This is a genomic window from Microcoleus sp. CAWBG27, from assembly GCF_020883145.1.
Taxonomy (GTDB): Bacteria; Cyanobacteriota; Cyanobacteriia; order Cyanobacteriales; family Microcoleaceae; genus Microcoleus.
Window position 1 is genome coordinate 38,932 of sequence record NZ_JAHREU010000023.1, and the last position, 14,878, is coordinate 53,809.

The 14,878-nt window shown below is 45.0% G+C and carries 7 protein-coding genes; 6 read left to right on the forward strand and 1 reads right to left on the reverse strand.

Annotated elements, in window-relative coordinates; all coding sequences use genetic code 11:
• Positions 1-8 precede the first annotated feature (8 nt).
• Complete coding sequence (locus tag QZ938_RS15085) at positions 9-2,552, reverse strand: GAF domain-containing hybrid sensor histidine kinase/response regulator (RefSeq protein ID WP_293352223.1); 2,544 nt, start codon at positions 2,550-2,552, stop codon at positions 9-11.
• Positions 2,553-2,978: 426 nt separating this feature from the next.
• Here QZ938_RS15085 and QZ938_RS15090 point away from each other — a divergent pair, with 426 nt between their 5' ends.
• The 6 genes from QZ938_RS15090 (at position 2,979) to QZ938_RS15115 (ending at position 14,807) form a co-directional block, all read left to right on the forward strand.
• Positions 2,979-4,265: a chemotaxis protein gene (locus tag QZ938_RS15090; RefSeq protein ID WP_293155901.1), complete on the forward strand. Its 1,287-nt coding sequence runs from the start codon at positions 2,979-2,981 to the stop codon at positions 4,263-4,265.
• 444 nt (positions 4,266-4,709) lie between these two features.
• A complete protein-coding gene (locus QZ938_RS15095) occupies positions 4,710-6,629 on the forward strand; it encodes a response regulator (RefSeq protein WP_293352221.1) in 1,920 nt (639 codons plus the stop codon).
• A gap of 474 nt (positions 6,630-7,103) precedes the next feature.
• Positions 7,104-9,800: a PAS domain S-box protein gene (locus tag QZ938_RS15100; RefSeq protein ID WP_293365567.1), complete on the forward strand. Its 2,697-nt coding sequence runs from the start codon at positions 7,104-7,106 to the stop codon at positions 9,798-9,800.
• A gap of 50 nt (positions 9,801-9,850) precedes the next feature.
• Positions 9,851-10,297, forward strand: a complete 447-nt coding sequence (locus QZ938_RS15105) for a response regulator (RefSeq protein WP_293155910.1) — start codon at positions 9,851-9,853, stop codon at positions 10,295-10,297.
• 1,347 nt (positions 10,298-11,644) lie between these two features.
• Entirely contained in the window at positions 11,645-13,144 is a 1,500-nt protein-coding gene (locus QZ938_RS15110) for an ATP-binding protein (RefSeq protein WP_293352217.1), read from the forward strand.
• Positions 13,145-13,718: 574 nt separating this feature from the next.
• Positions 13,719-14,807 (forward strand): response regulator, encoded by a 1,089-nt coding sequence (locus tag QZ938_RS15115; protein ID WP_293352215.1) that lies wholly within the window; start codon positions 13,719-13,721, stop codon positions 14,805-14,807.
• Positions 14,808-14,878 lie beyond the last annotated feature (71 nt).

Genomic DNA, 14,878 nt, shown 5'->3' on the forward strand with positions numbered 1-14,878 from the left:
ATGCCCCATTATCCATTAATCCCGGCCATTAAAGAAAGAATTTTGTCAAGCAATTGCTCGGGGTGAATCGGTTTAGCCAAACAATCGTTAGCTCCCGCCGTCACAAAAGATATTTCATCTGCGGGAATTTCTTTAGCGCTTAAAGCCAGAATTTTGAGATTTTCAGTAGCGGGTTTTTGGCGAAGTTGTTGAATTATTTCGCAGCCGTTCATACCGGGCAAACGCATATCCACAATTACAGCATTGGGCTGCAAAAGTTCAATTTGTTCTACCGCCGCCGAGCCTTCAATCATCCACACTACTTGCATTCCTGCGGCTGTCAGGATATCGCAAATCAGCATGGCAGTTTCTTCATCTTCTTCTACGAGGACGAGGCTGCCTCGCAAGGAGGAAGAGTGCAGCGGTAAAGATGAATTCGATTTTTCATATTTGAATTTTGTGGATTCATCTTTGCTTTTAGTTTGGATGGGTATAAAAACTGTAAAAGTAGAGCCGACATCAACTGTAGAGTTGACTTCGATCGCGCCGCCGTGAAGTTCTACTAATTGTTTTGTCAATGCCAATCCCAAACCGGTGCCGCCGTATTCGCGGCGGTAGGGGGAATCTAACTGCTGGAATTTTTGAAACAAGAGCGATCGCTGATCTTCGGGAATTCCAATGCCGGTATCTTTGATTTGAAAAACAGCGGTGCTACCTGGGGGTGCAGTACCGGGCTGTCGCACTTCTGGCGTCCGAGTTTTATCTTCTGTCACCCACACTCGCAGGACGATTCGCCCGCCTTCGGGAGTAAATTTAATCGCATTTCCTAAAAGATTGAACAGAATTTGTCTCAGGCGGCGCGGGTCTGCGGTGAAGCGATCGCACTCTTGTTTGATCCGCTGTTCTTGCACGAGTTCCACGCCTTTAGCTATAGCTTTTTCTTTGAAGGCGTGCAGGCTCTGAGAAGCTAATTTAGAAATTGAAAATTCACTAATTTTTAATACTGCTTTTCCTGCTTCTACTTGCGATAAATCTAAAATATCGTTAATTAATTCTAATAAGTGGTCGCCGCTGTCCCGGATAGTTTGCAGGTACTGTCGCTGTTTGGCAATTGGTACTTCTTTGGTGCCAACTTTGCCGTAAGACCACCGCAGCAGCGTGTCCGAAATGCCGATGACGCAGGTGAGGGGAGTCCGCAATTCGTGGCTCATAGCTGCCAAAAATTCGCTCTTGGCGAGGCTGGCAGACTGGGCGGCGGCGAGGGCATCGCGCAGTTCTTGGGTTCGCTCTATGACGCGCTGTTCTGAGGTGCACTTTTGCTGCTGGACTTCTGCATAAAGTTCGGCTTGGTAAATGGCGATCGCCAAATGTTCTGCTATTTGCCGCAAAAATGTTTTTTTGCTTTCCTCCCACTCGCACACAGTACACTGGTGGGCAATTAGCAGCCCCCACAATTGGTCTTGAACTACGATCGGCACTAGCAACTTCGCGCGCACCTTCGCCCGCCGCATCAAATCTAAAAAACAAGAGTGCGAAGAGTAAGTTATTTCCACATCAGTGACGCACAAAGCCAAACCTTTGCGATATTTCTCTCTGTCAATGACTCCATCGGGAAAGCACTGGGCGCCTTCACTAAAATCCAGTACAGACGAGATAGCATCGCTGGCTAAAGCTTCGTAGGTAACGCGACCTAAATACAAGTAAAAACCGGGATTTTCTGTGACTTCGCCAGAAACGGCCATAGGTATTTCTTTACCTAATTCGTCATGGTGGGGGGCTGGCACTTTTTCAAATTGATATATTAACAGGCGATCGACATCCAAAAACTCTCGCACTCTCGAAACTGCTTTTGACAAAATTACTGGTAATTCCAAACTCTGGCGGATTTGAGTTGTCACCTGATTCAAAAGTCGCTCTTGTTCTAGCTGCTGCTGCAAAGCATCTTCTACAGGCTGACAAAATGAAATGCAGGGACTGGCAATTTGTAAGTGATTGACGGCTTCGGCAATCTGGTGCTGTAGCGTTTCTGGATCGATGGGTTTGATCGCGGAGTTTCCCTCTATTTCTGTTGGGACGTGTAGGGGCGGGCGATTGTTTTTGCTGGCATCGGTAGCGAGAAGATCCAGCAAATTTAGGGTGAATTCGCTTTGCAAAATTGCCGAGTTCGGCTGTATGTTGTTAATTGCTTGTTTGAGGGCGCGAATGTCAATTTGTCTTGGCGGTGCGGGCGTTATTTCTGCGAGTTTGTCTGCGAGGGGAGAGAGGAAATTGGCGATCGCCCCTGGATCGAAAGTCAAATCCACATTTAATTGCGAAGTGAGATGTTTTTCACTGTGTTTGCGTCCGTTTGTTGCCAACTCATCTAATACCTCGCCCCGCAGCAGCGCGCTAAACCGATCTGATACCACTGCTGCAAACCTTTCTGACGAGTTTCCTTTCCCTTTTTCAGGATTCGCGATCGCATCGTCGGCGAGCCAAATAGCCCCCGGGAGTTCAGCCATTTGCTGTAACAACTGGTAAGCAGCCTCAAAGGTTGCTAGAGGCAAAGTTCGATTTAAGGTTTTTGGTTTCAATCTAGGTATTTTCCCGGTTGTTTTAAAGGACAAAATATGAATGCCGCTGTTTTGGGGAGGGAACCAGGGGCGCAGCAGACGGGGCCGCTCCAAAAGACTTGAGATCAAAGAAGTCAGTCGATTTTAGATTTGAGATTTTAGATTTGAGATTTACTTGCAGCTAGGTGAATCACCGGAGCAGGAACTTCGAGCTAAGATTTTGGGCTGCTCGCAACTTAAGTCGCGCGCTTGTATCCGTTTTTCTGCGGTGTCGTGACTCAAATAACGTAGCCAGTTAAGGCTGAGGCTGGTCAACACAGCTTGCGAGATATTACTCTTACAAGCTCAGTTCTTTTAAGACTGGGTTGCTGACTACTTTAAACAATCTTAATCCAGTATAATATCAATATATAATTTGTTAACTTCTACTTAACACTATCCGGGTAAATGAGCAATCCAACTCAACTCACCCCCGATTTCACGATCGGACATCTGCCGTGTCACCACTTCCAAGTGACTGCTGCAACTCCAGGACAGGTAGTAGCTCAAAGATTCGAGCAAGAACCAGACCTGCCGGGAGTGATTATTACTCACGAATCACAGGTATTGGGCATGATTTCTCGCGTCAAATTTCGAGAGCAAATGAGTCTCCCCGATCGCGTAGAAATTTACGGGCAGCACCCGATTCGAGCCTTGTTAGATTTTATAAGAATACCGCCTTTGCTGATGGAGGAAAACTGGAAAGTTGAGGATGCCGTACAAGCGTCTCTCAACAGGCATAAAGATTTAATTTATGAACCAATTATTGTGGTAATGGACAATCATAGTTTCCGCCTTTTGGACGTTCGGACTCTGGTGATTGCCCAGTCTAAACTTTTAGCTCAAGCTAACAAGCTTATTCAAAAATACAGAGTAGAAAGACAGAAATATATGGGAATTATTCAACAAGAAAAGGCAAAATTTTATGAATGCCAGGAGTTGCTAAAATCCCAACACCTTCAAGCCCAAGTATTGCAGAATACTCCGAGTCGCGAGCAAGTGACACTGCTCAAACAAGCTGAAGAAATTTCTCAAATGAATCAGCGATTTGTGAGGATTGCGAAGTTAATTTCTTCAGAAGGTCGCCAAGCATTTCAAGCTACTTTTCAAGGTGCTAATTCTATTTGCAATAATACACAGAAAATTTTGGGTATTAGCAAAGCAATAGCTAATGATTTAGAAACGGTTAACCGCACTTCCCGAACCATCGGGGAGGCGATCGAACAAGTCAGGCATTTAGCAGTACAGGTGGCTGTAGTTACCAATCAAATGGGAAATCAGCCCAGCGGTCTGAGCAAGGTGAGTTTGGAAATTGGCAGACTGGCAAGTAAAACTTTTGAATTGGGGACCCAAATCGAGCAAATTGCCAGCCGATTTAAACTTCGGGTTCACGAACTCACGGAGGCAGCAAGAGCGGGTGCTAATGTAGCTAAATCGGTGACCATCAAGATCGATCGTGCGGAAATGGCTTTGTTAGAGTTGGAGGAATTAATAGCGGAAAAAGATTTCAATTCACCGACCGCCATTAAAGAAAATTTGGGAGTTAAAAAAAGTGTTGTTGCTCATTCTTTAGTTAAAGATTTAGAAGACGCTGAAGCTGAAATTTCTGAATGGGAAGATATAGTTAAGCAGCAAGATTCATCGCAATATCTGATTCAAAAAATTCAGCAGGCGCTGAAGTCGAAAAAACCCTAAAATTCTAGCGTTCATCTGATTTAACTTTTCGATATGTATAGCCTTTCTAGCTCTCATATGAGGTACGAATGGGCATGGGGCATGGGGCATGGGGCATGGGGCATGGGGCATGGGGCGAAGCGGAGGGATGGGCCTCCGTGGCCTCCGTGGCCTCCGGGGGCATACTCACTACGCTTGAGAACCGCTATATAGGAGAAGGAGAAGGAAAAAGGAAGACGCCTTGAGTTATCGTCGTGATATCTGGAAAAAAGCTCGTGTTTCAAGAACTTCATAATCGTCGGGGCGGTTGGTCTGAAAAAATAAAAAGTAACAATTTTACAATTTGCACAATACTATTTGTTTGAAGGAGGTTAATACCAATAAATTAAGAGTTAGGCAACGCTATTTGCATCACAAGATTTTGATTTAAAGTCACAAGAATTGGTCAAATAACAGGCTAGGCTTATGAAAATTTTGCTAGTAGAAGATGACACAATTACAATCAATTTGCTGACCCGAGCGCTGAACGCTCATAATTACAATGTAAATACGGCAGAAGACGGCGAAACAGCGTTGGAGTTGGCACAAGCCTACGATTACGACTTGATTGTTTTGGATGTGCTGATTCCTAAACTCGACGGTATTAGTTTGTGTCGGGAATTGCGATCGTCCGGCTGCCAAATGCCGATTTTACTGCTGACAGCGCTAGATAGCAGTAACGATCGAGTCCAAGGTTTAGAAGCGGGTGCAGACGATTATGTGGTCAAACCCTTTAATCTCCAAGAATTAATTGCTCGAATTCGGGCTTTGCTGCGCCGGGGTAAGGCAAGTTTGTCGAGTACAAGTTTGACTTGGGAAAAACTGCAAGTCAACCCGGACACTACGGAAGTAACTTATGGCGAAAAAGTTCTGCATTTGACTCCCAAAGAGTACAATCTGCTGGAACTTTTCCTGAGAAATCCCCGGCGCATTTTCAGTCGCAGTGCCATCCTCGATCGCATTTGGTCGGCCGGCGAATTTCCTCAGGAAGAAGCCGTTACCGCTCATATCAAGGGGCTGCGGCACAAGCTTAAAGCAGCCGGGATGACTGTAGATTTAGTGGAAACGGTGTATGGATTGGGCTACCGGCTCAAAACTCTGCCGGAGGAGATTGAGAGTCCAAAAGTTGCCCGGGATACGGCAGAAACTGCTAAAAGTCAAGAAAATGTATCTGCTGAATCGATCGCGCACAGCCAGGAATTAAGCAACGATGAGCGCCGCCTCCAAGTCCTGAGTGTGGTTGCGGAAATTCGGGGCAAGTTAAAAGCTAATTTTATCGAAAAGGTGGTGATATTCGATCGCGCGATCGCCCAACTGAAAACCGGAACCTTGGACAACCAACTGCGGCGGGAAGCCCAGGAGCAAGCTCACAAATTAGTCGGTTCTTTGGGAACTTTAGGGCTGCCGAAAGGTTCGGAAGTTGCGCGCAATATCGAACAGTTGTTCAAGGCCCAAAACATCTTTAAACCGGAGACTGCTCAGCAGATTGAGGAATTTCTGCATTTGCTCAAACAGATATTCGATCGCCCGCCGGAACCTGAAAGCGAGCTGGTTACTGCGGTTTCCAAAAAGCGCCGCATTCTGATCGTTGATGATGATACTTTGCAGAGCGATTTACTAAAAGCAGCAGCATCCGGTTCCGGCTTTGAGATAGAAGTTGCCACATCTGGGCAATCCGCAAGAAGCGCGATTTCTCAACTGCCTCCCGACGCGATTTTGCTGGATTTGACATTTTCCAGAATTCAGGAAAACGGACTTACTCTCCTAGCCGAACTCCGCACTGAAAAACCTGATATTCCAGTGATGATTTTTAGCGGGAACAATCAATTGAGCGATCGAATTGAAGTTGCTCGTTTGGGAGCTTCGGGCTTTTTACACAAATCTATCACCCCAGCAGATATACTCAAATCAGTCGCCCAGGTTCTCGATCAAACAGGCGCTGCTGAAGCCAAAGTTATGGTAGTAGACGATGATGTGCATCTATTGGCTGCGCTGAAAATGATTCTACAACCTTGGGGATTGCAAGTCACAACATTAGAGCGGCCCGAAAAGTTCTGGGAGGTACTCGAAACCACTTGTCCAGATTTGCTAATTTTAGATGTGGAGATGCCCGGTTATAGTGGTATCGAGCTGTGTTTGGCGGTACGGAACGATTTGCGCTGGAGCAAGCTTCCCGTGCTATTTTTGACTGCTCATTCTGAGTCGGAAATAGTGCGTCAAATGTTTGTCGCGGGTGCTGATGACTACGTGAATAAGCCGATCGTGGAACCGGAATTAATTGCTCGCATCCTGAATCGTTTGGAGCGGACTCAACTCCGACACAAACTTGCTCTGACACAGCGGTAAGTTGACAGTTGACAGTTGACAGTTGACAGTTGACAGTTGACAGCAAGAGGGCGACCTCTCCCGGTCAGTCCGAGGATTGGAGCAATGAATAGTCTGATTTTAATTTCTCCCGGGGCTCCGGCTTTCAACCAATTATTTCTGGTAAGCAGGCCCAAATCAGCCGTCCTATTAGTGTCGATTCTCGGCGCAAATACATGACAAATCTCGCTTCTAGCTTAGTCTCTATCGCTCCACTCCCTGACTATCAGCTATGCTTTACAAGGGGGATGCGAGGGGGATCGCGCCTCGATTGTGAACGAGAGATATAAGGGTTTTTAAGCTTAAGTTTACACCAATGCCATTCCCCATTCCCCATTCCCCATTACTCATTTCTTTATCATGTGGACTGTTTTAAATAACCTCTTATTCATCGGGAATTACATTCCTCACGGTCACTGTTACCTTTGGCAGCGAGAGCTTGTGGCGCTCCACATCGTGTCAGACTCGATAATTGCCATGGCTTACTATTCAATACCGCTATCGCTAATTTATTTTATCGCTCAGCGAAAAGACTTACCATTTCGCAACATTTTTTGGCTGTTTGCCGCCTTTATTATCTCCTGTGGCACTACTCATGTAATGGAAGTTTGGACGCTTTGGCATCCTGTTTATTGGGTTTCGGGCTGTCTGAAAATTATTACCGCCGCGATTTCTGCTTACACGGCTTTTGCATTAATTCCTTTAGTTCCCCAAGCATTAACTCTCCTGAGTCCAACTCAATTAGGGATGATCGATCGCATACTGCAACAAGAAATCATCGAACGCCGAGAAACAGAAGCTCGCTATCAAACCTTAACTGAAGCTTCGCCGGTGGGAATATTTTATGCAGACGCTATAGGAGATTGCTTGTATGTCAACGAGCGCTGGTGTCAAATTTCGGGAATGGGCTGCGATGAAGCTTTGGGTAAAGGGTGGTTCCAAGGCATTCATCCAGACGACCGCCAGAGGGTTTTTGACCAATGGTACAGCGCCGCTGCCGAGAAATTGCCGTTTAAATCTGAGTACCGCTTTCAAGGCATCGATCGCACTAAAATCAGTTGGGTATTCGGTCAAGCTGTCGGTCAAGTTGGAGAAAATGGGAAGGTTAAAAGTTATGTTGCTACTATTACTGATATTACAGAACGCAAGCAGGTAGAAGAAGAAAATCGACTGCTCAATGAAACCCTGGAGCGTCGAGTAGTCGATCGCACTGCTCAAATTGAAATTTACAACCACAAATTGCAAAAAGAAATCGCCTACAGACAAAAAATTGCGTTCACTTTGTTAGAATTGACGCAACTGCAAAATGCAATTCTTAATAGCCCTAACTACACAATTATTTCTACCGAACCAGACGGTACTATTAAAACATTTAATCTGGCAGCCCAGAAACTTTTAGGATATTCCTCCGAAGAAGTGGTGGGAAAATTTACACCAGCAATCATTCACGATCCTGTGGAGGTCGGTAAAAGAGCAGAAATTATTTCTCAAGAATTGGGAGTAAACATAGAGCCGGGGTTTGAGGTTTTTGTCGCCGGGGCGCGTCGGGGAATAGCTGACGAAAATGAATGGAGTTACATTCGCAAAGATGGTTCGCGGTTTCCGGTACTGCTGTCTGTGACTGCCTTATTTGACGACAACGGAAATATTAACGGTTTTTTGGGTATCGGTCAGGATATTAGCGATCGCAAACAAGCTGAAAAAGATTTCCGCGACCTCAACATTGCCTTGCAAAATGCCGTGGAAGGCATTTCGCGACTGGACATTGAGGGACGCTACGTCAATGCTAACCGAGCTTACGCTCATACCTGCGGTTACGAACCCGAAGAAATGGTCGGTATGGAATGGATACTCACCGTACATCCTGATGATATTGAGATGCTAATCTCAGCTTATGAGGAGATGCTAATTTCTGGCAAAGTAGACGTGGAAGCTAGAGGAGTCCGGAAAAATGGAACGTTTTTTTACAAGCAAATAACTCTGGTAAAAGCTTGCGACGCCCAAGGGACATTTAACGGTCACCACTGTTTCATGAAAGATATCACCGATCGCAAACTAACTGAAACAGCCTTGCAGGAAAGCGAATTCAAGTACAGACAAATAGTTGAATTAGCAGAAGAAGGTATTTGGGTAATTGACAGCAATTCCCTCACGACTTACGTCAATCACGCAATGGCACGAATGCTTGGCTATAGTGAAGTAGAAATGTTAGGTAGACCGATTTTTGATTTCACGGACGAACCGGAAAGAACATCAAATCTCTATCCTGTGGATCGGCGCCAGCAAGCTATTGGTGAAAAACGTGAAGTACAATTAAAAACTAAGGAGGGTAAAGATGTTTGGACTTATATTTCTACCAGTCCAGTATTCGATAATCTGGGGAATATGCTGTCTTGTTGTGCGTTGGTTTACAACATTACAGACCGCAAAGAAGCAGAGCAGCAAATGCTGCAACTTACAGAAGATTTGAAGCGTTCTAACGAGGAACTAGAACAATTTGCTTATGTGGCTTCCCACGATTTGCAAGAACCGCTCCGAGCCGTTACCAGTTACACTCAATTGCTCGCCCAGCGCTATCAAGAAAATTTGGACGAGCGCGCCGATAAGTATATTAATTATATTGTTGACGGCGCGACCAGAATGCAACAATTGATTAATGATTTGTTGGCGTATTCGCGACTGGGAACGAGGGGTCAGGAGTTTGAGCCAGCCGACTGCAATGCTGCTGTCAAGCAAAGTTTGTGCAATTTGCAAATTGCGATCGCCGAAACCAAAGCTGCGATCGCCTGCGACGCGATGCCAACGGTGATGGCAGATGAATCTCAACTGGTGCAATTATTCCAAAATTTGATCGCCAACGGCATCAAATTTTGCCGCGAAGACATCCCGTTCATTCAGATCGCAGCCCAAAGGCAAGAGGGCGAATGGCTGTTCAGCGTCCGCGATCGGGGCATTGGCATCGCTCCTGAGTATGCCGATCGCATTTTTATCATTTTTCAACGCCTGCACGGACGCCGCGAATATTCCGGTACTGGCATAGGCTTGGCGATGTGCAAGCGCATTGTGGAACGCCATGGCGGGCGGATCTGGGTGGAATCTCAGGAGGGAAAAGGAGCGACTTTTTACTTCACTATTCCTATAATTAATAGCTGAAGGGTCAAAGTTCAATTTTTTTTTCCTCTAATCAAAAGGATACGCCAGTTATGAGCGATCGAAGCACTGTTAGACCCGTTGAGATTCTGCTGATTGAGGATTCGCCCAGCGACGCCGATTTGGCAATAGAAGCCTTCGGCCAGGGTAAAATATTGAATAACTTACATTTTGTGGAGGATGGAGTTGAAGCAATCAAGTTTTTACACAAAACAGCACCCTACCTGGGCGTACCCCGTCCTGATTTAATTTTGCTGGATTTGAATCTGCCCAAAAAAAGTGGCGTTGAAGTGCTAGAAGAAATTAAAACTGACCCTAATTTAAAATTAATTCCTGTAGTGATTCTCACCACTTCAGCAGCTCCGGAGGATATTGCCAAGTCCTACTCGCTCCACGCCAACTGTTACATAACTAAGCCTGTAGACTTCGTACAATTTACTAAGGTAGTCAGGTTAATTGAGGAATTCTGGCTCGCAGTCGTCAAGCTTCCTCTAAATTAAACAACAGATATTTTGCTGATGGCCAATATAAAAATTTTTCAATTTTTTAAATTCGGTATAGGAGGATTCACCCAGAAGATTGGGTCTGAAGCCTCCCCCTAAACTGGGGAAATCAAATAAGCTGTTCGACATTCAAACTGCACTATTTGTGTACCATGCCCCATACTGTAAGGGGTTGAGGCAATAAATCTAAATCACTAACAGCTTAAAATGATTCATTGCTTCAATCCTCTTCTATCGACGGCTATGGGTAGCTGTCAACTGTCAACTGTCAACTGTTAACTGTCAACTGTCAACTGTCAACTGTCAACTGTCAACTGTCAACTGTCAACTGTCAACTGTTAACTGTCAACTGTCAACTGTCAACTGTCAACTGATGAACCAGCAGTCCTGATATTGATAAAAAATGCAAATGTAGGCTAACTCCAAACCCCAGAGCCATTTCTCATGCCAGAATCGCAAATCGCAAATAGTATCACTTGGCTAGAAAAAGTCTGGCGAAAAGCATTTTTTTCACAAGTGGCATAAGAGTGGAAGATGGAGTTTGATACTCCCCATGCCTAAAGGCGAGGGGATTCTTGAAGAAACCATAATCGGATCTACAAAGGCGCTATCAATTCGCCGCTACTCGCTCAACTTGAATTTCTTCAAGCATTGCGTATACTTTAGTTTTTTTTGCTTTCAGAGTCCATCACTAGCCAAAAGTTACGGTACGCTCAACAACCTGCCTTTTGTTTGCCCTTTAACTATTCCGAATCAAGTCGGATATGTCCGTTGCCGGGATTGCACCGTACTAGGTTGTTTCAACACGTAGATGGTTATTCCTACTCAATCTTCTTAATCATAACATCAATTTTCGATATGTTTCATCGATCGATAGTTCGGACAGTTTTTTAACGACTCTGTAAGCGTTACAGACTAAGCCCTGGCATTTTTAATGATTTTTTGAAACGAGCGGGCTAGACTTAAAGATTGAAAAAATAGTCAGCCCTATAGCCATCAAGGGTTTGAGATACTCGATCAGATCTAAAACTGTCCGAAGTATTGATTGATGTATGTAAAGAAATATTGAAGGCGGTTTCAACCGCTACCGACTTGGATCCGTGTCGTTAGCCCGGGGCTTGCGTTTCGCTCTTCGGTCAGCAAGGATTTTTTTCCAGCCAGAAAGTTTGTAGTGGGCGTACCCCGTCTTGATTGCATTATGCTTGACTTGAATTTGGCTAAATAAAGTGGTTTGGAAGTGTTACCAAATAATAATTTTCAAGTTGCAAATGGCAGGGTCAAGAAAAAAAGTTTAAGCTGAGATTGATACGCCGTGAAAATGTTACAGCCAAAAACCTCTAAGCTATGTGGATTAAGATTCTGTTAATAGAAGACAATCCCGCTGATGCTGATTTGCTTGCAGAACTTTTAGAAGTATCTGGGGGCGTTCAGTGGGAACTCGTGTCTGTTGAGTTCCTGCATGAGGCGATCGCCCAACTGTGCAAACAAAACTTTGATATAGTATTGCTCGACCTTTCTTTGCCAGACAGCCGCGGTTTGGAAACGCTAACTCGCCTGCGAGAAGTGGCCCCCGATACAGCAATGGTGGTGATGACAGGCTTGGACGATGAGGCTATAGCCCTGGAATCAGTTCGCTTGGGAGCTCAAGATTACATTGTTAAAGGTCAAATTACTACTCCATTATTAGTGCGGACTATCCGCTACGCGATCGAACGATCGCAAACATTCCAAATGCTGCGGGAAAGCGAGCGACGTTTTCGGGCGATTTTTGACTCTTCGTTTCAACTCACCAAGCTGCTGACTCCCGAAGGAGTCGTGCTGGAAGTCAACGAGACAGCCCTCGATTTTGCCGGAGTGCGATCGCAAGATATAGTCGGCCGCCCGATTTGGCAAATGGCGATTTGGCCTCAAACCCGAAATTTTTCCGAACAACTGCAATTTGCGATCGCCAAAGCCAGCCGCGGCGAGTTTTTCCGCAGCGAAATCGACTTGTTAGGCAAAAACGGCCAAATAGTCACAGTTGATTTCTCACTCAAACCAGTTAAAAATGAGACAGGACAAGTTTTGCTGCTGATTGCTGAAGCCCGCGACATTAGCGATCGCAAACGCGCAGAAGCTGAAATTCTCAAAGCCCTCGCACGAGAAAAAGAACTTTCCGAACTGCGAGCCAAATTTGTCACCATGGTTTCCCACGAATTCCGCACCCCCCTGACAACCATCCAATTTTCCGCTGGATTGCTCCAAGATTACAGCGCTAAGTGGTCAGAAGAAAAAAAATCCACTCATTTTGTGCGGATTCAACTAGCCATCAAACGCATGACAGAGTTATTAGAAGATATCCTCGTAATTGGCAAAATAGAAGCAAACACCTTACCATTTCAACCGACTTCCTTAAACCTCGAAAAATTTTGCCGTCACCTCGTAGAAGAACAGCAGCTCAACGATAGCAACCAACATCCGATCGCCTTTATACCTGAAGGGGGCAACTGCGACGCTCACATGGATGAAAAACTGCTGCGGCAAATGTTGGGAAACGTCCTCTCAAATGCCATCAAATATTCCCCCGCCGGCAGTTCAGTTTCCTTGCGACTCAATTGTCAAAACGGCAAAGCTGTTTTCCAGGTTCAAGACCAGGGCATCGGGATTCCCCAAGCCGATATAGAGCGGATCTTAGAAACTTTTTACCGAGCTACAAATGTCGGCACTATTTCGGGAACAGGTCTCGGTTTAGCAATTGTGAAAAGAGCCGTGGAACTTCACGACGGCAAACTGGCGATCGAGAGTCAAGAAGGAAAAGGCACAACTTTCACTATTACCTTACCTTTAATTTGTGCCAGCCAATAAGCTGCTGCGCCAGAGAGAGAGGGAGAGGAAGAGAGGGAGAAGGAGAGAGGGAGAGAGGGGGAGAGGAGTTGATTAATTTTAATAGTTCATTCAAATATATAGCCGTTCTCATAAAGATGAGCTATGTCAAATTCTGCTACGATCGTCGGAATGAGAACACACACGCGCCCAGAGCCTATTGACCGGAGTTAAACCTCACAAAGCTTATAGGAAAGAAACTATCGATTACCAATTACCAATTACTCATTACCAATTACTAATTACCAGACATATAGCGGTTCTCAAGCGTGGTGAGGTATGCCCGCGGAGGTTAATGCCCAATGCCCAATGCCCTGTTTGGCCAATGCCCGGCGCAAGCCTATGCCCATGAATACCTCATATGGGATCTCGAAAGGCCATACATCATTTTTTGGAGAAAGGTTATACAATTTAAATGCAGTCCAGCTTCACGACTAAATTGTCAACTATAAGCATCCGCCACTTAACGCTCAGTTAATAACACAAACAAACAAATTTGTCAAGTGTCCTCACACAGATTTTTTGCAACAACTACTAACGAAAAGGAGCAATAACCGTGGCAAAGATTTTAGTAATAGAAGACGAAGAATCGATTAGAGAAAACATTTTAGAGTTGCTGGAAGCCGAGAATTTTGAAGGCATTGGAGCGAACGACGGTAAAGTCGGCATCAAATTGGCGATCGCACAAATCCCCGATTTAATTTTGTGCGACATGATGATGCCGGAAATTGACGGTCACGGCGTCCTCAAAGCTTTGCGTTCCGACCCCATAACTGCCACAATTCCGTTTATTTTCCTCACAGCCAAAGCCGATAAAAGTGACATTCGCACTGGCATGGAAATGGGAGCAGACGATTACATTACTAAGCCTTGTACGCCACAAGAACTGCTAAAAGCAATTGCTATTCGACTTGATAAACAGAAAACAATTAGCAAGCAATCTCAAAAAACCCTAGACGAATTACGCATTAATATTAGTATGTCGCTCCCCCACGAATTGCGGACTCCTTTGAATGCTATTCTGGGCTTTTCCGAGTTAATTTTGTCAGAATATCAGGTGTTCGAGGATTCAGACATCTTAGAAATGATCGGTCAAATTAACACTTCAGGTCATCGCTTGTATCGGCTGATTCAGAACTTTTTGCTGTATGCAGAACTGGAGATAGCAGGCACAAATCCCGAACTGCTAAAAGAAATGCGCTGTAGCCAATTTAGCTGCGTACAATCTTTGCTCACTCAAAAAGCGCTCCAGCAAGCGAAACAGGTGAATAGAACAGACGATTTACAATTAAATTTGCAGGATGCGTCGGTAGCTATTGATTCTATGAGACTTACAAAAATTGTTGAGGAACTGCTGGACAATGCCTTCAAATTTTCTTTAGAAGGAACGCCAGTTTTCTTAAGCACTTTCGTAGAAAATGAGACTTTTATTCTGTCTGTCAAAGACCAAGGCCGCGGCATGACTCCCGATCAGATTGCACAGCTAGAAGCTTACAGGCAGTTCGATCGCAAACTTTACCAACAACCAGGTTTGGGATTGGGCTTGGCCATTGTTCAACGCCTAGCAGAATTGCACGGAGGACAATTTAAAATAGAAAGTTTGCCACAGCAAGAAACAATTGTTTCCGTTTTCCTGCCAATCTAAACAATTTGAGATTTGAGATTTGAGATTTGGGGATGATTTAGTGGAGCGGGGTTGAGATCGGGAGCATCTCA